This window comes from Deinococcus arboris (assembly GCF_009755355.1).
In the GTDB taxonomy this organism is placed as follows: Bacteria; Deinococcota; Deinococci; order Deinococcales; family Deinococcaceae; genus Deinococcus; species Deinococcus betulae.
The window spans coordinates 39,577-58,829 of record NZ_WQLB01000005.1 but is presented as its reverse complement, the minus strand read 5'-3'; the positions used below and the strand labels follow the sequence as shown (position 1 = coordinate 58,829).

At 67.2% G+C, this 19,253-nt stretch carries 16 protein-coding genes; 5 read left to right on the top strand and 11 right to left on the bottom strand.

Annotated features, from left to right (window positions below):
- Positions 1-336: 336 nt before the first annotated feature.
- From recG to ftsE, 9 genes are all read right to left on the bottom strand, one after another.
- A complete protein-coding gene (gene recG, locus GO986_RS05415; RefSeq protein ID WP_157458258.1) occupies positions 337-2,676 on the bottom strand; it encodes an ATP-dependent DNA helicase RecG in 2,340 nt (779 codons plus the stop codon).
- A 468-nt stretch (positions 2,677-3,144) separates the two neighbouring features.
- Positions 3,145-3,741, bottom strand: a complete 597-nt coding sequence (locus tag GO986_RS05410; protein ID WP_232337461.1) for an LON peptidase substrate-binding domain-containing protein — start codon at positions 3,739-3,741, stop codon at positions 3,145-3,147.
- A 102-nt stretch (positions 3,742-3,843) separates the two neighbouring features.
- Positions 3,844-4,671, bottom strand: coding sequence for a tRNA (guanosine(37)-N1)-methyltransferase TrmD (trmD, locus tag GO986_RS05405; protein WP_157458257.1), 828 nt, complete (start codon positions 4,669-4,671; stop codon positions 3,844-3,846).
- Positions 4,664-5,212, bottom strand: a complete 549-nt coding sequence (rimM, locus tag GO986_RS05400) for a ribosome maturation factor RimM (RefSeq protein ID WP_369409173.1) — start codon at positions 5,210-5,212, stop codon at positions 4,664-4,666. The genes trmD and rimM overlap by 8 nt, the downstream gene beginning before the upstream one ends.
- Positions 5,209-5,448: a KH domain-containing protein gene (locus GO986_RS05395; protein ID WP_198170423.1), complete on the bottom strand. Its 240-nt coding sequence runs from the start codon at positions 5,446-5,448 to the stop codon at positions 5,209-5,211. Before GO986_RS05395 ends, rimM begins: the two co-directional genes overlap by 4 nt.
- A 191-nt stretch (positions 5,449-5,639) precedes the next feature.
- Positions 5,640-5,888, bottom strand: a complete 249-nt coding sequence (gene rpsP / locus GO986_RS05390; protein ID WP_157458255.1) for a 30S ribosomal protein S16 — start codon at positions 5,886-5,888, stop codon at positions 5,640-5,642.
- 369 nt (positions 5,889-6,257) lie between these two features.
- Entirely contained in the window at positions 6,258-7,712 is a 1,455-nt protein-coding gene (locus GO986_RS05385) for a murein hydrolase activator EnvC family protein (RefSeq protein WP_157458254.1), read from the bottom strand.
- Positions 7,709-8,572, bottom strand: a complete 864-nt coding sequence (locus tag GO986_RS05380) for a cell division protein FtsX (protein WP_157458253.1) — start codon at positions 8,570-8,572, stop codon at positions 7,709-7,711. The genes GO986_RS05385 and GO986_RS05380 overlap by 4 nt, the downstream gene beginning before the upstream one ends.
- Positions 8,573-8,687: 115 nt before the next feature.
- Positions 8,688-9,371, bottom strand: a complete 684-nt coding sequence (ftsE, locus tag GO986_RS05375; protein WP_224571384.1) for a cell division ATP-binding protein FtsE — start codon at positions 9,369-9,371, stop codon at positions 8,688-8,690.
- A gap of 155 nt (positions 9,372-9,526) precedes the next feature.
- Between ftsE and GO986_RS05370 the strand changes: the two genes are divergently transcribed.
- The 3 genes from GO986_RS05370 (at position 9,527) to GO986_RS05360 (ending at position 15,078) form a co-directional block, all read left to right on the top strand.
- Entirely contained in the window at positions 9,527-10,843 is a 1,317-nt protein-coding gene (locus GO986_RS05370) for a S41 family peptidase (RefSeq protein WP_369409172.1), read from the top strand.
- Between the two features lie 189 nt (positions 10,844-11,032).
- A complete protein-coding gene (locus GO986_RS05365) occupies positions 11,033-12,673 on the top strand; it encodes a tetratricopeptide repeat protein (RefSeq protein WP_157458252.1) in 1,641 nt (546 codons plus the stop codon).
- A gap of 461 nt (positions 12,674-13,134) precedes the next feature.
- Positions 13,135-15,078, top strand: coding sequence for a lamin tail domain-containing protein (locus GO986_RS05360; protein WP_157458251.1), 1,944 nt, complete (start codon positions 13,135-13,137; stop codon positions 15,076-15,078).
- Between the two features lie 208 nt (positions 15,079-15,286).
- On the opposite strand, the gene nadE is transcribed toward GO986_RS05360, so the two are convergent.
- Positions 15,287-16,129: an NAD(+) synthase gene (nadE, locus tag GO986_RS05355; protein WP_157458250.1), complete on the bottom strand. Its 843-nt coding sequence runs from the start codon at positions 16,127-16,129 to the stop codon at positions 15,287-15,289.
- A 60-nt stretch (positions 16,130-16,189) separates the two neighbouring features.
- Here nadE and GO986_RS05350 point away from each other — a divergent pair, with 60 nt between their 5' ends.
- Positions 16,190-17,107 (top strand): adenylyltransferase/cytidyltransferase family protein, encoded by a 918-nt coding sequence (locus tag GO986_RS05350; protein WP_369409171.1) that lies wholly within the window; start codon positions 16,190-16,192, stop codon positions 17,105-17,107.
- 68 nt (positions 17,108-17,175) lie between these two features.
- Positions 17,176-17,805: a CoA transferase subunit B gene (locus tag GO986_RS05345; RefSeq protein WP_157458249.1), complete on the top strand. Its 630-nt coding sequence runs from the start codon at positions 17,176-17,178 to the stop codon at positions 17,803-17,805.
- A 101-nt stretch (positions 17,806-17,906) separates the two neighbouring features.
- On the opposite strand, the gene GO986_RS05340 is transcribed toward GO986_RS05345, so the two are convergent.
- A complete protein-coding gene (locus GO986_RS05340; RefSeq protein ID WP_157458248.1) occupies positions 17,907-19,250 on the bottom strand; it encodes a cytochrome P450 in 1,344 nt (447 codons plus the stop codon).
- Positions 19,251-19,253 lie beyond the last annotated feature (3 nt).

The following is a 19,253-nucleotide window of genomic DNA, read 5'->3' as shown; positions in this document are numbered from 1 at the left end:
GATAAAGCCATTCGAAGATTGGTCATCCATGCCGATTCCTTAGAGAAGTCTTCGACCTCGCACCAATGGTCGTAGACCCCACAGAGGATAGAAACCGCCGCTCCCTGGCGCAAAAGGTCAAAGTCGAGGAGATGGTGTTCCGAAAGGTCTGCGGCTGCAGCAGCATTGACAAAGTGGAAAGGGTCAAATGCAGACCTATCGCAGCCATGACCGAAGCCACCATGTGATTAGGCTAGGTCAACATACAGGCGCAGAATCTCCTTGATGATTTCCTCTCCAATGCCAATGTTAGTGAAGTTTGCAATGTACATCAGGTACCTCTGAAAGGGTCTGCTGCTAAATCACTTCCCTGTACGCCACGCTCTGGCTGCGGTTTTGCAGTTCGCTGCGCAGGTACTGGAGCCGGGGATGTTCCAGTTTTGGGTCGTGGGCCAGGATGTGTTTGGCCAGGGCGCGGGCCTGCTCGATAATGTCGGCGTCGTTGGCCAGGTCGGCCAGCCTGAGGTCGGGAATCCCGCTCTGGCGGGTGCCGCGCAGTTCGCCGGGGCCGCGCAGCTTCAGGTCCGCCTCGGCAATCACGAAGCCGTCGGTGCTGCCCTCAATAATTTTCAGGCGTTGGCGGGTTTTCTTGCTGTGTTCGCCGGCAATCAGGACACAGTAACTCTGCGCGCTGCCACGGCCCACCCGCCCCCGCAACTGGTGCAACTGGGCCAGGCCGAAGCGCTCGGCGTTTTCAATGACCATGACTGTGGCGTTGGGGACGTCCACCCCCACCTCAATGACGGTCGTGGACACCAGAATGTCGAACTCGTGCGCCCGGAAGCGGTCCATCACGTGGTCTTTTTCAGCCGCCGGCATCTTGCCGTGCAGCAGGTCTATGCGGGCTTCGGGCAGGATGGTTTTCAGGTCGTCGGCCAGCTGGGTGGCGGCCAGCAGTTCCAGGGTGTCGTTTTCTTCAATCAGCGCCGTGACCACAAAGGCCTGCCGCCCTTCCCGAATCTGGCGCATGACAAAGCCGTACGCCTGCTGCCGGAAGTTGTCCTGAATCAGCTTGGTTTCAATCGGCGTGCGGCCCGGCGGCAACTCGTCAATGATGCTCAGTTCCAGGTCGCCGTAAGCCGTCAGGGCGAGGCTGCGTGGAATAGGTGTGGCCGACATCACCAGCACGTCGGGGCGTCCGGCCAGTAATTTGCGCCGCTGCTGCACCCCAAAGCGGTGTTCCTCGTCTACCACGGCCAGGCCCAGGTGGTCAAAGCGCACGTTGTCCTGAATCAGGGCCTGGGTGCCCACCACCACGTCCACCTCGCCTTCTGCAATGCGGGTCTGCATCTCCAGCTTGGCCCTGGCCGTCATGGCGCCAATCAGGAGGCCCACGCGCACATCCAGCTGCCCCAGGTAGCCGCGGAGGTTCGCGTAGTGCTGCCGCGCCAGAATCTCGGTGGGGGCCATCAGGGCGCCCTGGTAGCCGTCGCGCACGGCGAGGTACAGCGCGCAGGCGGCCACGGCCGTTTTGCCGCTGCCCACGTCGCCCTGCACCAAGCGGGCCATCTGGCGCTCGCTGCGCATGTCGTCGGTGATTTCCAGTAGCACCCGCCGCTGCGCGTTCGTGAAGCGGAAGGGGAGCGCCGCCTCAAAAGTATGAATGTCGTCGCCGCTGGCCTGAAAGCGTTTGCCTTGCAGCACGGCGTCTTCGCCCTGCAGCAGCATCCGCAGTTCCAGAAACAGGTATTCGTCAAAGCGCAGCCGGGTGTTGCCGCGCCGCAGATGGTCTTCATCGTGCGGAAAATGAATGCCCCAGAGGGCGTCGGCCAGGTCGGTCAGGCTGTACTGCCGCCGCCAGTGGGCCGGCAGGTAATCGTCAGGCGGGGCCGCCTGCAGGGCGCGGTGCGCGGCGCGGCGCAGGAACTCCTGCGAAATGCCTTCCTTGCTGTCATACACGCCCACGATGCGCCCGGTGCTGAGGCTGTCCTGCGCGCCGTCCAGCGTTTCCAGGTGTTCCACGCCCAGCTGCACCGAGCGGCCAAACTTTTTAACGCGCCCCGTCAGTACCAGCTGCGCGCCCTCCCGCAGCTGCTTTTCGACCCACGGCTGATTAAACCAGGTGGCCTTGACGCGGCCGCCTGCCGGGGTTTCCAGCGTCACATCCAGAATCATCATGCCGGGCTTGGGGCTGCGGCGCGACTTGGCCACCACGCGGCCCGCCACCGTGACCTTCTGGCCTTCTTCGACCTGCGACAGGTCCGGCAGGGCGCGGCGGTCTTCATGGCGGTGGGGGTAGGCGTGCAGGACATCGCGCAGCAGGTGCAGGCCCAGCGACTGCAATTTGCGCGCGCCGCCGGGGCCGGTGTCCAGCCGCGCCACCGGCGTGTCGGGGGCCAGGCGCTCGCCCGGCTGGGCGGTGGGCACGGCCTGACGGGCGGCTTTGGGGGCGCGGGCGGCCGCTTTCGGTGTTTCAGTCAGGAGGGCCAGAGCGCGTTTCAGGGCTGCTTCCCGGTCGGGCTGGCCCAGCTCGGCGTAGCCAGTCAGCTCTTCGCGTACTTTCGGGAACGGATTGCCCAGCGGCGAGGCCAGCAGCTTGTCCACACCGCCCGCCACCACGCGGTTCTGGCAGCCCGCATTCAACTCCGCCAGGAGGGGCCGCCGCAGTTTCTCCCGAAGTTCCGCCACGGTCGCCATGCGGGGCACAGGCTACCAGAGCCGGGGGCAGGGAGACCGGGCCGCGCGGCACTTTCGCGGGGTCAGGCCGGCTGAAGGGACGTTTTCTGACAGTGACCTGGGTGGCAGGGAAATGCTACGGTCCAGTTCGCGTGCGTCACCACCTGATTGAGGAGAGTCAGCCTCATAGGGTGGTTCGCCCCAGTGTTATCCGAGCTAGGCGCCGGGTTCATTGACCTGGCTGGCTGAGGTCTCGGGATGGCACCAGAACCTCCCTGCGGTTGCAGAGCGGGCGCTTTGCCTTTCCCCTCAATCCCCTCTGGCTCGGAATCAATCTTTGATACAGATTCCATCTATTTCATTTCCAAATTGGGCGAGCGCCGATTTGCACACGCTACACCCAGAACCCGTTTTGCTCCCGCTGCGGAACAGCTTTTCAAATCCGCTTGGATTCAAGCGTTTTTCTAGACGATTCAATCTGAGGCTCTACTAATTCAGCAGTTTGGCTTGCTGAGGCACCTGGGCCAGCAGGAGGTCCAGGCGGGCGCGCAGAGTCGGCGCACGCAGGGCCGCCTCGCGCTGGGTGGCGCTGAGAGGCAAGTTGGCGGCGGCGTAGCTGCTCAGCAGCAGCGGGTCGTCCGGGGCATTCTGACCCAGAGCGTCGGCCCGATCTGGATTGAGCCGCAGCAGGGCCGACAGCAGCTCACGCGCCAGCCCGTCCTCTGCACCGTCGGCGGGCAGCGGCCAGGGTTTGACTTCGGCCGACAGGTAAGGAGTACCGAAGTCAAAGCTCTGCACCTCAAAACGCTCGCCGCCGCCAACCAGAATGGTGCTGGTGCCGTCCTCGTGGCCCTGGGCCTGCTGAAGGTGGGCCAGCGTGCCCACCAGCGAGACCCGTTCATGGAACGGTTTGGAGGATTCCTGCGCCGACTCCAGAATCCGCACGATGCCAAACGGGCCTCCACTGGCTTGCACGTCTGCCAGCAGGGCGCGGTAACGCGGCTCGAAGACGTACAGCGGCAGCAGCACCCCTGGAAACAGCACCAGATTGGGAAGGGGAAACAGCGGCACGCGCATAGGCGTCATGGTGCGCCCAATGGGCACAGGCAACTTGGGTACAGACCACACAAACGCTGCCGGAATGCGGGTTTTCTGACCATCTGGCGCTCAGAATTCATCAGAAAGGTGCTAGTCCGGTTGGACAGGACGCTTTGGCCTGCGCTGGCGTTTGGGAACTGGCGGTGGCGGCGCGCCCCAGGCGGTCAGCTGCTCTGGCGTGACCCCCAGGCCCAACAGCACCGCGCTGTCCTGTGGCGTCAGTGGGGCGGCTGTCAGGAGGTCGGGTCGCCGGGCCAGGGTACGGGTCAGCGCCTGCTCGCGTCGCCAGGCCGCCACCGCCGCGTGATGCCCACCACGCAAAACCTCGGGGACAGGCTGGCCACGCCATTCGGGGGGGCGGGTGTACTCCGGGTAGTCCAGCAGCCCCGAACTGAACGAATCCATCTGGTGAGACTCGGGGTCGCCCAGCACGCCTGGGCGCAGACGCGCCACCGCTTCGAGTACGCAAGCGGCGGCGGCCTCCCCACCCATCATCACGAAGTCGCCAATGCTCAGCTCGCGCGTGACGAGCGTCTCGACCCGCGCGTCAAAGCCCTCGTAACGGCCACACAGGAAGACCAGGTGGGTTTTCTGGGCCAGTTCCTCGGCCACCGCCTGCGTAAAGCGCTGCCCCGCCGGGCTGAACAGAATCACCTCGTCGGCGGGGGGCAAGCTCTCCAGCGCGCGCCCAGCGACATCGGCGCGAATGACCATGCCGGCGCCGCCACCGTAGGGCGTGTCGTCCACCTTCAGGTGCTTGTTGGCGGCAAAGTCGCGCAGATTGACGAGCTGTACCTGCACCAGCCCTCGGGCCTGGGCTTTGCCCACAATCGCCTCGGCGGCAAAGGGGGCCAGCAACTCGGGAAACAGCGTCAGGAAGGAAAAGGTGAGGGGCGAGGTCGCCAGGGGCTCACTCATGCCCGGTGTCGTCCTCATCCTCATCGCCCAGCAGCCCAGCCGGGGCATCTTCGGTCAATGTGACCGACTCGGGGCGCTGCGCCGCATTCAGGTTCACCACCACATAGGGCGCCTGGAGCGGCACGAATGACTCGCCGCCAGCATGACGCACCACCAGCAGGTCCTGGTGCCCGGCGTCCTGTGCGTCCGTCACCTCACCCAGCTCGGTGCCGCTGTCGTCCAGCACCCGCAGGCCGCGCAGTTCGTGGTAGTAGTACACCCCCGCTTCAGGCACAGGAAGTTCGGCGTCGGCGGCGTAGACATTCAGGCCCCGCAGGTCCTCGGCGCCCTCCCGGGTGGTCAGGCCCGCCAGATGCAGCGCCACGCCAGGGGACAGAGGCTCGGCCTTCAGCACCCGCAGCCAGCCCCGGTTCTCCACGTATACCCGGCCCAGGGCAAGCAGCTGCGCCGGGTCACCCAGCACATACACCTTGACGCCGCCGCGCACGCCGTGCGGCCCCAGAAAATACCCCAGGCGGGTGCGGTTAGTGCTGCCCGTCACGCTTTGCGGGGCGCGTCCAGATCGACATTCAGGCGCTCGCGCGGGTCAGAAGCGGCGCGCACCAGCGTCCGGATGGCCTGAATCACGCGGCCCTGGCGGCCAATCAGGCGGCCTTCCTCGCCGGGCCCCACGCGCACCACGACCGTGGGGCCGCGCCGCGCTACGCGCACCAGCGCCGGCTGGTCCACCACGCTCTGCGCGAGGTACAGGGTCAGGTCAACAGGGTCAGTTTTCATCCTGGGCATTGTACTCTGCGCGCCACAGCACAACAAAAAAGACCCCCGCAGGGGTCTGTGGATGACTTGGGTAGATGACGTGTCGCGGCTCTCCGTTGCGGGACTGGAGCGCACGGCCTTCCAGTCTCTTCACTTCGGCCGCTTAAGCCACGGCTGCTCGCTTCGCTCGGGCTGGAAAACCAGCCCGCCGCTTAGGCGACCTTGACGCCCTGGCTCTTCAGCAGGCGGCGGGCGGTGTTGGTGGGCTGGGCGCCCTGGGCAATCCAGTACGCGGCGCGCTCGGCGTCCACCTTCAGGTAGTTCTCAGTCGTCTTGCGGGGGTCGTAGTGCCCCAGGTTCTCGATGTAGCCGCCGTCGCGGGGGCGGCGGGCATCGGTCACGACGATGCGGTAGTGGGGGTTATGGGTGGAACCAAAGCGGGACAGGCGAATCTTAACCATCTGAAGAACCTCGGATTGGGGGAGATGAGGGTGCAGCGCCCGTTAGGAGTACGGGGGTCATGCGCCCGTCAGCAGCCAACCGGGGAACGCACCGAAGGAGGTTATCAGACGGGCCCGCCTGTCGGCAAGAGCGCTGCCCAGCCGGTCGCCCTTCAGTGCCAGCAGCGGCGAATGGCAAGAAAAGTCCGTCTCTGCGGGAGCGGAGTGACTTGAGTGCGTTACCGAAAACAGCCGGGACGGCCTGAGGCGGCGGCCAGTTTTATCCTGGGGCCAGGGGCGTCCCCACCGGCGCTGCTGCCTGCGACGGCCCCCGCGTTCGTCAAGGAAGCGGCCAAAGGACAAGCTTGGTGGCCGCTCCGGGTGCCGCTTTCAGAACGTGGGCGCGACGGTGACGCCGCCCCGGCGTACCTGAAAGGCCATGCTGCCCGGTCCAATCACCGAACTGCCGCCCACCGTGCCCAGCGGCGCGCCTCTGGCCACGCGGTCCCCCACGCCCACCGAGAGGTCGCGCAGGCCCATGTACACCGTGACCAGTGGGCCGTGATCCATCAGCACGATGCCGCCAATGGAAGCGTAGTAGGTGGCGCTCAGGACGTTGCCGTCCAGGGCCGCGACCACCTGCTCGGCCCCAGAGAGCACGGTCCAGGGCGTGCCGCCGGCCCCGTAGGGCGCCGACACCCGGCCCCCCGGCAGGGGAAAGCCCAGGGCGCCCGTCTGCGCGGGCAGCGGCGCCAGCTGCACCTGCACCTGAGCCTGCGCGGCCTGCACCTGTTGCTGGCGCTGCGCCAGGGCGGCCTGCTCCTGGCGCACCTGGGTTTCGCGGGCCTGGGCCTGCTGGGCGCGCAGCTGGGCCTGCCGAATCTGCGCCTGACGCTGCTGCGCGGCCAGGCGGCTGGCGGCCTGCTGCCGGGCCAGCCGCTCCTGCTCGGCGCGCACGCGGGCCAGCCGCTCGGCTTCCAGGCGGGCGCGCTCCTGCGCTTCACGGATACGGCGGGCCTCTTCCTCTCGGCGGCGGCGCTCTTCTTCCAGGCGGCGCTGCCTCTCCTGCTCCAGGCGGGTCTGCTCGGCCTGCACCTGCGCCACCAGCGTGTCGATGGTGCGCGCCGCCAGCGCCTGCTCGGCCTGCCGCTGCGCCGCCAGGGTGCGCTGCCCGGCCTCGCTGGCGCGCAGGCTGGCCAGCAGGGTGTTTTGCTGGGTGCGCTGGGCCCGCAGCGCGGTCAGCTTGGCTTGCCGCTGGCCCTGTAAAGTCCTGAGCTCCTGGGCCTGCTGCGCCTGGACGGTGCGCTGGCGTTCTAGAATCTTGACCTCGGCGGCCAGCGTCTCGATAACGAGGGTGTTGTACTCCCCAGCGCGGTTGGCATATTGCAGGCGGATAAGCAGGTCAGACAGGCTGCGGGCCTGCGACAGCAGTTGCAGGTAGCGCCCGCTGCGGTCCCGGTACTGGGCGCGCAGAATCTGGCGCACGTCTCCCTGGAGCCGGGTCACGCGGGTCTGGGTGACCCCCAGCTGGGTGCCGGTGTCGGCCAGGGCGCGCTCGGCCAGGGCCACGCGGGCCGTCACCGTCGCCAGTTCGTTTTCCAGTTGCCCGGTGGTCCGCGCCAGGCTTTCCAGCCGGGTCAGGGTAGCCTGCTGCTGGGCACTGAGCCCGGCAATCCGGCTGCGAATCTGCGCCAGTTGCGCGGCCTTCTCGGCGCTCAGCTGGCGCTGCTCACGCAGGTCGCGCTCCAGGGTTTGGAGCCGCTCGCTGGTGGTCTGGGCCAGGCCAGACGCAGTCAGGCCGCCTCCCAGCAGCGCCGCACATAGCAGCCAGGCGCGGGCGCTCATTCCAGTTCCTTGAGATAGCGCCGGGTGGCAAAGACGCTGCCCAGCAGCCCGGTCAGAATGCCCAGCAGGGCCACGCCGCCCAGCAGTGGAAGCAGGGTATCGGCGTCGCGCGTGACTGGAAACACCGGGGCCAGCCGCTGCACCCGCTCGGCCAGGTTGAGGTAGGTCGGGGTCAGGATACCCACGGCCAGCGCGGCGGCCAGCGTGCCCACCAGCAGCCCCTCAATGACGTGCGGCATGCGGATAAAGCCGCGTGTGGCGCCCAGCAGCCGCATCACACTGATTTCGTCGCGCCGGGCGTACATGGCCACCCGCACAGCGTTCAGGATGTTAAACAGCGTGCCCAGAAACAGCAGGCCCACCAGCGCGTAGCCCGCTCCGCGAATGGCGGTCAGGGTGCGCACCGTGGGGTCCACATAGTCGGCGCCGTATTCCACGTCTTCCACGCCGGGCAAGCCGGCCACCGCCTGCGCCACCACCCGCGCGTCCTCGACCCGGCCCACGCGCAGGCGCAGCGTGTCGGGAAAGGGGTTGCCCACCAGTGCCACAGCGTCGCGGGTGTAGGGCGAATCCTGGGTCATTTCACTCAGCACCTGCTCGCTGGTCACCAGCGTGGCCTCCCGCACCTGGGGCAGCGCGCGGGCCTGGGTCAGCACGGTCTGGTCCTGTGCGTTGGCCGTCAGGAACGCCGCGACCTCGACTTGCGATTCCAGCTGGAACAGGGTGCGGTTGACATTCAGGGTGAGCAGCAGCACGAAGCCCAGCATCAGCAGGGTCAGCGTCATGGTGACCAGCGTGGCCAGCGTGGCGGTGACGTTGCCACGCATGGCGAGCAGGGCCTGGCGGAGGTGGTAGGTCATGGCTGGCCTCCAGCCAGGGTGATGGGTGATGGGTGATGCTTGGTGGTGAACAGCCCTATTCCATCAACTCTCAACCGTTCACCATCAACAGGCCCCACAGCGCCCTTCGCGGCCCTCACAGCGCATACCCCCCATACGGGTCGTCGCGCACCAGTTTGCCCTTGCGCAGGGTCAGGGTGCGGTGGCGGAAGGTTTCGACGAGGTCGCGGGCGTGGGTCGCCACGATAACCGTGGTGCCGCGCAGGTTCACGTTTTGCAGCACCTTCAGCACCTCGCGGCTGTTGTCGGGGTCGAGGTTCCCGGTGGGCTCGTCGGCCAGCAGCAGGGGCGGGTTGCCCACGATGGCGCGGGCAATCGCCACCCGCTGCTGCTCGCCCTGCGAGAGTTGCAGGGGCAGGGCGTATTTCTTGTGTTCCAGGCCCACAGTGCGCAGGGCCCCTCCCACCCGCTGCGGCCACTCGCGCCCCGGCACGCCGGTCACCCGCAGGGCAAAGGCCACATTGTCGTAGGCATTCAGGTGCGGCAGCAGCAGGTTGTCCTGAAACACGGTGCCCATGCGGCGGCGCAGCAGGGCGGTGCGGCGGCCCCGGTAGCGCGCCAGGGCCTCGCCCGCCACCTGCACCTCGCCCCGGCTGGGCAGCGCGCGCTTGAGGACCAGGCTCATGAAACTGCTCTTGCCGGCGCCTGAGTGGCCGACCAGATACACGAATTCGCCCTTGCCGACATGCAGCGACACGTCGTCCAGGGCCAGGGTGCGGGTCACGGGGTACTCCAGCGACACGTTTTTAAAGTCAATCACGCGCTCTCCTGCTGGGGCGCGGTGAGAAAAGGGGCAGCTTGGTCATGCTCGCCGCCCAGCATAGCCCCTGAGTGTATGGGCGCTATGAAACTCTGCGCGCTCCCCTGTAACAGCTCTCCCGATTGGTCTCATCTTGGCGCACTATCTTGGCAGGCGTGAACGCCAAACGTCTGACTGTCACGCTGGCCGCGCTGGGCGCGACCGCCGCCGTCGCCTACGCGCAAATGGGCGGCTACACCCAGGCGAACCTGAGCAGCACCGCCGAGGGCCGCACCTTCTTGCAACTGCTGAGCGACCTCAACCGTCTGTACCTCTACCCGGTGGACCAGAAAAAGGTGCTGCGCGGCGCGATTACAGGCGCTCTGGGCAGCCTGGACGATGAATTTACCTATTACAGCGAGCCTGAAGACAACGCCATTGACGCCGCCAACCTGCAGGGCGAGTTCTTCGGCATCGGCGTGCAGCTGGTCGCGGCCAACACGGACGGCTCAGGCGGCAAGATTGACAACGTCTACAAGGGCGGCGCAGCGTCGGGCGCGGGCGTGCAGATTGGCGACCAGTTCCTGAAGATTGGCGAGACCGACGTGACCAGCGCCAAGCTGAACGAGATTGTGCGGCTGGTTCGCGGCGAGCGGGGCACCACCGTCACCGTGACTTTTGCCCGTGACGGCAAACCCTACACCGTCAAGATGGAGCGCCAGCCGGTCACCATCGTCAGTGTGGAATCCACTGTGCTGCCCGGCAACGTGGGCTATATCGCCCTGAACACCTTCTACAACGAGAAGGTCAGCGAGCAGTTCAGCGCCGCCGTGGCCGATATGAAAAAGAAGAACGTCAAGGGCCTGATTCTGGACCTGCGTGACAACGGCGGGGGCCTGCTCAACGCCGGCGTGGAAGTGGTGGACCAGTTCCTGCAAAGTGGCCCCATCGTCAGCCTGCGTGACCGCAGCAAGGCCACTGAGGTCTTTGGGACCGCCCGGCGCCAGACCACCGACTACACCGGCAAGCTGATGGTGCTGGTGAACAAGAACAGCGCCAGTGCCAGTGAAGTCGTGTCGGGGGCGTTGCAGGACACCAAGAAGGCCACCATCGTGGGCGAGCAGACCTTCGGCAAGGGTGTGGCCCAGATTCCCGTCAACCTGCCGGACGGCGGTAAGGCGGCCATCGTGAACAGCGAGTGGCTGACGCCCAATGGCCGCCAGATTCACAAGAAGGGCATCACGCCCGATGTAGTGGTTAAGGACACTCGCTTTACCACGCCCGTCAACTTCACCGGCAGCGGCGTGAAGCCCGGCGAGAAGATCACCCTGACTGTCGAGGGCAAGCCAGTCACCGTGACCGCCGACAAGGACGGCAAGTTCACCTACACCGGCGAAATCAAGCGGCCCACCCGCAGCGCCCAGCAGGGTGAAGCGGTGGTTGACCTGCAAACCGACGCCATTCTGAAAAAAGCCTACGACCTGCTGAAGTAAGCCGCAGAGTCGGGGTAGGAGGCGTCAAGGGTCAGTCCCATGGCGCCTCCCTCTCGTTTGGCAAAGTGACGTGGCTTAGATAGACCGCTGTTTGGTTGATGCTTGGCATAGACGCGGCTGCCCGGAGAAGGCCGCGCCGCTCTATCGTTGAGGGGTGCCGTCCAGGTCAGGTCAGTGGAGCCGCCGCGCGTGAGTGCGCCGGGGGTGGCCAGCGGCGTCCGCTCGGCGGTCCTCAGGGGAGAGCCGCAGCAGGCCTGGGCCGAGTTCACGCGCCTGACAGCGCCCACAGACAGCGACCGGCTGTGGGCGCTGCGCGCCCTGATGCTGCTGCGCCGCGAACATGAGGCGCACCGCCCCGTGCAGGTGCTGGCCACCGCCGGGGTGTCGGGCGCCGCCGCCGAGCTGGCGCGCGTGCTGCTGTTTCTGGGGCGCCCGGATGAAGCGCTGGCGCGGCTGGACGCCGGGCGTTCAGACCTGCGGTCGGCGCTGGACGGCGCCCTGTGGTGGCGCACCCGCGCCCGCCTCCTGGCCTACACCTCCTCGTACCGGCAGGGGCTGGAGCACGCCGAGCGGGCCTGGGAGCACCTTCAGGACGCGGCCCAGGATGAGCTGGCCTTTTACCGCGCGCCCCTCTTGATCCAGGTCGCCGAGTTTCAGATGTACACCGGGGACCTGCCGCGCGCCCTGGTCACGCTGGGGCAGGCGCGGGCGCAGCTGGACCCGCAGTCGGTCACGCGGCTCTACCTACACGCGATTGAACTCGAAGCCCTGCTGTCGCTGGGCCGCTGGAACGACGCGCTGGTTAGCCTGCGGCGCCTGGATGCTCTGCCTCAGGCGCGCGCACAGTATCAGCTGCGGTATCACTGGGCGCGGTATTACCTGGCGGCGGGCCAGCTGTCTCAGGCGCTGCGCGAGTTCACGCTGGTGGCGTCGGCGGCCTACGAGCGGGCGAATCAGGACCTGGAGTTCTGGGCGCGCCTGGGCACCGCCACGCTCCTGGCCTGGCAGCAAGACGAGGCGGGGTGCCAGGCCGAGTTGCTGCGCGCCGCAGAACTGCTGCACGCCCTGAAGTCCAAGGAACACCAGCAGGGCTTCGCGCTGCGGCGCGCAGCTTGTCTGCTGCGCCTGGGCCATCCAGTCACGCCAGAGCTGCTGGACGACCTGACCACGGCGCGTGACGTGCATCAGGCGATGGATTTGCCGCTGGACGCCGCCGCCGCGCAGTTGCAGCTGTGCGAGGCCTACCGCCGCCGGGGCGACGAGGCCGGGCTTCAGAGTGCCGCCTTGACCCTGAAAACGCTGTGTGCGCGGCTGCGCGGACCGTATCTCCTGGCCCGGGAGTGGCCGCTGCTGCCCGAGCTGCAGGCGTGCCTTGCTGGCCACCTGGAAGGCGGGGACCTGGGGCGGCCGGTGCTGGAAGTCGTGACCCTGGGGGCTGAGCGGCTGCTGGTGGATGGCCAGCCGGTGCACGTGCCCATGCGCCGGGCTCTGGAATTGATCGCTTACCTGATGCAGGCCCGCTCGGCGTCGCTTGGCCGCATTCTGGCAGACGTGTTCGAGGAGATGCCCGCCGCTGCCGCGCGGAACCAGTTTCATCAGGTGCGCCATGAAATTGGGCGGGTGGTGCCGCAACTGCATGTCCTGTATGACCCGCGCAGCCGGGAGTACCGCCTGGAAACCACCTTTCGCCTCCAGTGGGACGTGCAGCGGGTGCGGGCCGGGGCCGAGCCGCTTGGGGGGCGGCTGTTTTTGCCCAGCAGCGGCTCCTGGTGGGCCGAGCAGGTCAACGAAGAACTGAGCCGCCAGGCCCAGGCACCGGAAGGGCACTGAGGTCGGCATCCAGCTCGGTTGAGGGCCATGTCATTCAACCGACGAGGGGAGTGACCGAAAGAGGCAGCGGCGCCCACGGCACTAAAGGGCGTGTTGTTCTCCCTGGGGTGGAGTGGGCAGCTGCCATGAGGTCAAGCCTGCAAACGACAACGGCAGCAGGACGCTCGCTGCTCAGGATTGCTTAAGCGCTGCTCCAGACCTTGAGGTCGATCCTCGTCAGCTGCCGGGGACGGGGGTATTTGGGGGCCTCCCTGGGGGGAAGCTGTCTAGATTGCCCCCAGACTCCCGATTTTCTCCCCCTAAGTGTAAGTCAGACACTAAACGGACGCTACACAGCCTCCGCCTACACTGAATTCACACCTTCTTCTCCTTTTTTTGAGCGTTTCCAACCTGTTCCACCCGGTCTTTCCCTCTGGCAGGCCGGGTGGGTGGCCCCCACCTTTATCTCTTTGGAGGTTGTCATGAGACCATCCCACCTGTTCACCGCCCTGACCCTCAGTGTCCTGCTCGCCGCTTGCCAGACAGGCCGCACCCCGGACGTGCTGACAGTTGACGGCACCACCAATCTGGCGGCCACATTGCCAGCGGGCGACTGGGCCTTTGCCGGAACGGCGGCGCAGTACAGCCACCTGCAAATTGTGCCGGGCAATGGTCAGGCCCAGGTCACGGCGACGGTGCCTGGTGACTACCTGCTGCGCGACGGCGAGCGCACCCTGACCTACCGCGCGGCGGGGCCGGTGACGGGGGCCCTCAACCTGACGGAAGTCAACCTGAACCCTGAGGCCGATGCCAGCGGCTGGGTGGAGCTGTACAACGGCACTGGCCAGCCGCTGAATCTCAGCGACTATGCGCTGCGCGCCCCCAGCCGTGACCGCGACGCCCAGACGGGCGGGGGCCAGACGGTGACTTTCGCGCTGCCCTCTCAGGTGCTGGCGCCCGGCGAGTACGTTCTGGTGACGGGCCGCCTTGACCCCAATGCTGCCAACGGCCCGCAGGCCGTCTTTATTGCCAGTGGTGACCGCGTGCCCTACTGGCAGCGCAGCGCCACCGTGGAACTGCTGCGCGCCGGGCAGGTCACCGATAGTCTTCAGTTCGGCTCGGGCCTGGCGGCTTCGGGCAGTGGCCTGCGCGTGCAGGTGGCGGAGGTTGACCCGCAGCTCATCAGCTCGGTGGCGCGCACGCCCCGTCAGGGTCTGGCCGGTGCCAGCGCCGACGGCTGGAGTCAAACCGTGCTGCCCAGTCCCGGTGCCCCGAACAATGCACCCGCCCCGGCCACCAGTGCCCAGGGGCTGGGGGCGCTGGCGGCCGGCGACACCGACAACGACGGCATTCCCGACAGCTACGAAACCTCAACCTCTGGGGCGTACAACGGCCTGTACGTGTACAACCTGGGGGCGCGGCAAAATCAGCGCGACATCTTCGTGGAACTGGACTGGATGAACTCGTCCTCGGCGTTTATTCAGCCTCAGCGCAGCGGCCTGGACAAGATGGTCGCCGCGTTCAGCCGCGCCGGCTACGCGCTGCACCTGGATGTCGGCCCTGCCTTCAGCTCGACGTTCTCGCTGGCCAACTACAACATGGGCGGCGGCAATCAGGTGGGCTACAGCGCGTGTATCGGCCTGGGCTTCAGCACCTCGTCGTGCAGCGGCGTCCTGAGTTACAAGTACGGCAGCACCGGGTCGGTCAAGAACTTTGCCATCAACCGCCTGAACCTGTTCCGCTACGCCGTCATCGGGAACTCGCAGCAGACCAACGGCAGCAACGGCAGCAGCGGCGTGGCCGAGATTGCGGGCAACGACTTCGTGGTGACGATGGGCGGCTGGAGCTACAGCAACCTGACCCAGGTGGGCAACCAGCAGGGCTCGACCATCATGCACGAATTCGGCCACAACCTGAACCTGCGCCACGGCGGCTTTGAGAACACCCACCGCAAGCCCAACTACTACAGCATCATGAACTACAGCTACCAGCTGGCTGGCTTGGATGACACGGCCGACCGCGTGTGGGAGCGCGCCAAGCAGTGGAAACAGAGCTGCGCCGACCTGACCTACAACGACCCCTGCACGACCAGCTTCAAGATGGACTACTCCTACGGGCAGGGGGGCCGCATAGACGAGGGGGCTGTTAACGAGAACAGCGGCATCAATCGGGGTACCGCCTGGATTGACTGGAACAACAGCGGCGCGGTGAACACCAGCGTCCGGGTGGACGTGAACGGCGACGGCACCGTCTCGACCGGCTCGTACTACCTGGCTGACTACAACGACTGGGCCAACATCCGCCCCACCTTCGGCTATGTCAACCCGAACGACTCCTCGACCGACCGCAATGGCGCGCTGCCCCGCCTGGACGTGGCGTCGAACGACACGCAGCCCAGCGTGCCCGAAACGGACCACGCCGAGTAAAGCCGAACCCATCCGTTTCTTCAGGGGGTGGCCCGCCGACACTGGCAGGCCGCCCCGTTCTTGTTCGTACGGACTTTGATGGAACCGAGCAGAATGCTGGGTGAAATTCCAATGGACTCGCAGACGAGGAGGAGAGCGTGCAAAGTGCCGCGATCTGGAGGCGCAGATGGTGCTCTCCCCGCTGCGCTGCAATCAAGCGGAAGACGGATCAGTCCTGCAGTGGCGTGGTCTCTTCCTGCCACCAGTCGTCAAAGGGCGTAACTGGCAGCGCGCGTTTGTGGCGGGTTTGCCAGAACAGTGCCTCTAGGCGCCGGCTGACCTCATCAGGCACCGGCTGCCCCTCTAAATAGGCGTCAATCTGTGCGTAAGTTACGCCCAGTGCCACCTCGTCGGGGAGGCCGGGGCGGCTGTCTTCCAGGTCGGCGGTGGGCACCTTCTGCCAGGTGGCCGGCGGAGCGCCCAGGCAGGCCAGCAGCGCCGCCCCCTGACGCTTGGTCAGGCCGGTCAGGGGGGTGAGGTCCACGCCGCCGTCGCCGTACTTGGTGAAAAAGCCGGTCAGCGCCTCAGCCGCGTGGTCGGTCCCGACCACCAGCAGGCCCAGTTGTCCGGCCAGTGCATACTGCGTCACCATGCGCAGCCGGGCTTTGACATTGCCGCGCACGAAGTCGCGCAGAGGCTCGCCCAGCGCTTCTCCCGCCGCGCTGGCTGCCGCGTCGGCGGCCGCCTGGATGTTGACCGTCACGACGCGGTCCGGCTGAATAAAGGCCAGGGCGCGCTCGGCGTCGGCCTCGTCGGCCTGCACGCCGTAGGGCTGGCGCACCGCCACACACTGCGCCTCAACCCCCTGTGCGCGCAGACGCTCGGCGGCCAACTGGCACAGCCGCCCCGTCAGGGTGCTGTCCTGCCCCCCGCTGACCCCCAGCACAAAGCCGCTCGCTCCGGCGGCCTGCAGGTAGCGGTACAAAAAGTCCACCCGCCGCTCAATCTCGGCGGCGGGGTCAATGGTAGGCTGCACCGCCAGAACGGCGCGGAGGTCGTGCGGAGCGGTCATCCGGCGCAGTATGGCATGGGGGATGACGGGGCCTCCTCCTGCCTGCTCTAGACTCGGGCGGTGCCCCCAGGCCGCACTCTAGCTGTCCTCATTGGCCGCTTTCAGCCGCCGCACGCTGCGCATCTGCACCTGATCGAGACGGCGCTGGCGCGGCACAGCCATCTGCTGGTGCTGCTGGGCAGCGCCAATCTGGCGCGTAGCGTGGTCAATCCCTGGACGGCGGCCGAGCGCGCCCGCCTGATTCGGGCCAGCCTTCCGCCCACCCACCGCCTGTCCCTGGCCCCGCTGGCCGATGAGTTTGACGCGGCGCGCTGGGCGGCCAGCGTGCGGGCCGCTGTGCAGCAGAAGGCGGCCCAGGTGGGCACCCAGAGCACCGTGCTGACCGGCTTTGAAAAGGACGCCAGCAGCACCTATCTGCGCTGGTTCCCCGAATGGACGCTGGACCCCGCCCCGGCCCACGGTGACCTGAACGCCACTGCGGTCCGTGCGGCGCTGTTCGGACAGGGACAGGTGCCGGGCGACCTCCCTGACGGGGTGACAGCGGCCCTGAATGATTTTTTGCACACCCCCACCTTTTACCGCCTACAAGCCGAGTTTCAGGCGGTGCAGGCCGAGCGGGCCCGCCTGAGCGCGGCCCAGACCCCTGTGCCCAGGACAGAGGTGCTGCATCTGCACCAGCACGGCGGGCAGGTGTGGCTGGTCCGCCGCGCTGGCCCGGTGGGGGCTGGACTGCTGTCCCTACCGGGTGAGGTGCAGCCGCCTGGACACCCACTGCTGCCTCCTGTCGCCACCTTCGCCCATCCGGCCCGCTCACTGGTGTGGCCAGCGGTGGCCCAGGTGCAGCTGGACCCGGCGCCTGTGCCGGGCAGTCGGCCTTACCACCTGGCCACGGTCCTGCGCCGGCCACGCGCTTTTTTCGAGGATCACCACGTCATCCTGCGCCGCCTGTGTGGCCCGGCGGCCGACCGGCCCGCTTGACACCCCAGGGCGCCGCGCCGCAAGCTGCCAGCGGATTTCCCCAGCGAACCTGCCCCAAGGAGGCGCCTATGCCCTGGACAAGAGACGAGATGGCGGCCCGCGCCGCCCGCGAACTGAGTGACGGCTTTTACGTGAATCTGGGCATCGGTCTGCCGACCCTGGTGGCCAACCACATTCCCGAGGGCGTGTCGGTCATGCTGCAAAGCGAAAACGGCCTGCTGGGCATTGGCCCCTTTCCCACCGAAGCGGAGGTGGACCCCGACCTCATCAACGCGGGCAAGCAGACGGTGACGGCGCTGCCTGGCGCCAGCTTCTTTTCCAGCGCCGACAGTTTCGCCATGATTCGGGGTGGGCACGTCAACCTGGCCATTCTGGGTGCCATGCAGGTGAGTGAAAAGGGCGACCTGGCCAACTGGATGATTCCCGGCAAGATGGTCAAGGGTATGGGCGGCGCTATGGACCTGGTGGCCGGCGTGCAGCGCGTGGTCGTGCTAATGGAACACACTGCCAAAGGGGACGCCCACAAAATCCTGCGTGACTGCACTCTGCCGCTGACCGGCCAGGCCGTCGTGAACCGCATCATTACCGATCTGGGGGTGCTGGACGTGACGGAAAACGGCCTGCATCTGGTCGAACTGGCCCCCGGCGTGACGCTGGATGAATTGCAAGCTAAAACCGGCGCGCCTGTCCACGCCTGAGAGGATAAAACTGCTCCCGCTAGGGGCGCAGTCGCACTCTGAAATGTTCTGAGCAGCAACTTCCAATGACCATGCCGGGTGAGAGCGGCCCGGCACCCCTCCTAGTGCACAGTCGCCAGCACTGGCCCGTCTGGTTTGAGGGTCAGGCCTGCGGTGAGGCCTCCTGGACCACCGCCCGGCACCTCCAGTGTGAAGTCGCGCAGCACCAGCGCGGCAATCAGGGCCGCTTCCAGCAGCGCCAGGTGGTTGCCAATGCACATCCGCGCCCCGGCGCCAAAAGGCAAGAAGGCCTCGGGAGTCCGGCCCACCTGTGCCCAGCGCTCGGGACGAAAAGCGTTTGGTTCGGGCCAGAACCGTCCGTTGCGCTGAATCAGGAACACGTTCACGCTAACTTCTGCTCCGGCGTCCAGCGGCACGCCGCCTACGGTCACCGGCGCCGTCGCCTGCCGGGGCAGCAGCCAGGCAGGCGGGTACAGCCGCAGAGTCTCCTGCAGGCAGGCGTGCAGCAGGGGCAGCGCTCGCACCTGCCCGGCTGACGGCGCCGCAGTCCCCAGGGCGCCGCGAACCTCGGCCTGCACGGCGGCGCGGACCTGGGGATGCTGGGCCAGACTCAGCCACAGGAAGGTCAGCAGCGTGGCGGTGGTTTCGTGGCCCGCCAGAAACAGGGTCATGACCTCGTCGCGCAGTTCGGCGTCGCTGAGGCCGCCGCCCTGTTCGTCGCGTGCGGCCAGCAACTGCCCCAGCAGGTCGTGGCCGCCTGGCCCAGCCGCTCGCCGCCGCGCAATGATCCCGTGAACCAAGGTGTCCAGCGCCCTGGTGGCGGCCTGTTCCTGCCGCTGGCCCGGTGTGGGTAGGCGCCAGTCCACCGGCGAGCGCACCCGGTCGGCAGTCCGGGTCAGCAGTGGAGGCAACTCGCGCTCCACGACCTCCAGTTCCTCCTGGGCCAGCGCGGTGCCGAACAGCACGGCCGCCACCGCCCGCAGGGTGACATGCAGCATCTCGCGGCCCAGATCCATCGGCTCACCCGTGCCTGCTGCCGCCCGCAGCCGCTCCAGCAGGGGAGAGGTCGCCGCCACGATGTCGGCCGCCATGCTGTCCAGCGCCGCGCGGTGAAAGGCTGGCTGCATCAGGCGGCGGTGGCCGCGCCAGGCGTCGCCCTCGGCGGTCAGCAGCCCGCTGCCCAGAAACGGCTGCATCTTCTGAATGCCCCGGCCTTTGCGGAAGTGCGCGCCCCGCTCTATCAGCACTTCGCGCGCCGCCCCAGGGTCGGCCACCACCAGCACGTCACGCGGCCCCAGCCGTATGCGGAACAGGTCGCCGTAGGCCGCGCGGCTGTGGTGCAAAAACCCCAGGGCGTCGCGGCGCAGGTCCGGGATGTGGCCCAGCCAGGGGGCCAGCGGTCCACGGAGGCGCGGCCCGGCAGGCCAGCCAGCAGGAAGAGTCATGCC

Excerpts from the sequence above, each read along its gene's own strand:
- recG (WP_157458258.1), bottom strand. The coding sequence starts at position 2,676 with ATGGCGACCGTGGCGGAACTTCGGGAGAAACTGCGGCGGCCCCTCCTG.
- GO986_RS05410 (WP_232337461.1), bottom strand. The coding sequence starts at position 3,741 with ATGACGCCTATGCGCGTGCCGCTGTTTCCCCTTCCCAATCTGGTGCTG.
- trmD (WP_157458257.1), bottom strand. The coding sequence starts at position 4,671 with ATGAGTGAGCCCCTGGCGACCTCGCCCCTCACCTTTTCCTTCCTGACG.
- GO986_RS05395 (WP_198170423.1), bottom strand. The coding sequence starts at position 5,448 with ATGAAAACTGACCCTGTTGACCTGACCCTGTACCTCGCGCAGAGCGTG.
- rpsP (WP_157458255.1), bottom strand. The coding sequence starts at position 5,888 with ATGGTTAAGATTCGCCTGTCCCGCTTTGGTTCCACCCATAACCCCCAC.
- GO986_RS05385 (WP_157458254.1), bottom strand. The coding sequence starts at position 7,712 with ATGAGCGCCCGCGCCTGGCTGCTATGTGCGGCGCTGCTGGGAGGCGGC.
- GO986_RS05380 (WP_157458253.1), bottom strand. The coding sequence starts at position 8,572 with ATGACCTACCACCTCCGCCAGGCCCTGCTCGCCATGCGTGGCAACGTC.
- GO986_RS05360 (WP_157458251.1), top strand. The coding sequence starts at position 13,135 with ATGAGACCATCCCACCTGTTCACCGCCCTGACCCTCAGTGTCCTGCTC.
- nadE (WP_157458250.1), bottom strand. The coding sequence starts at position 16,129 with ATGACCGCTCCGCACGACCTCCGCGCCGTTCTGGCGGTGCAGCCTACC.
- GO986_RS05345 (WP_157458249.1), top strand. The coding sequence starts at position 17,176 with ATGCCCTGGACAAGAGACGAGATGGCGGCCCGCGCCGCCCGCGAACTG.
- GO986_RS05340 (WP_157458248.1), bottom strand. The coding sequence starts at position 19,250 with ATGACTCTTCCTGCTGGCTGGCCTGCCGGGCCGCGCCTCCGTGGACCG.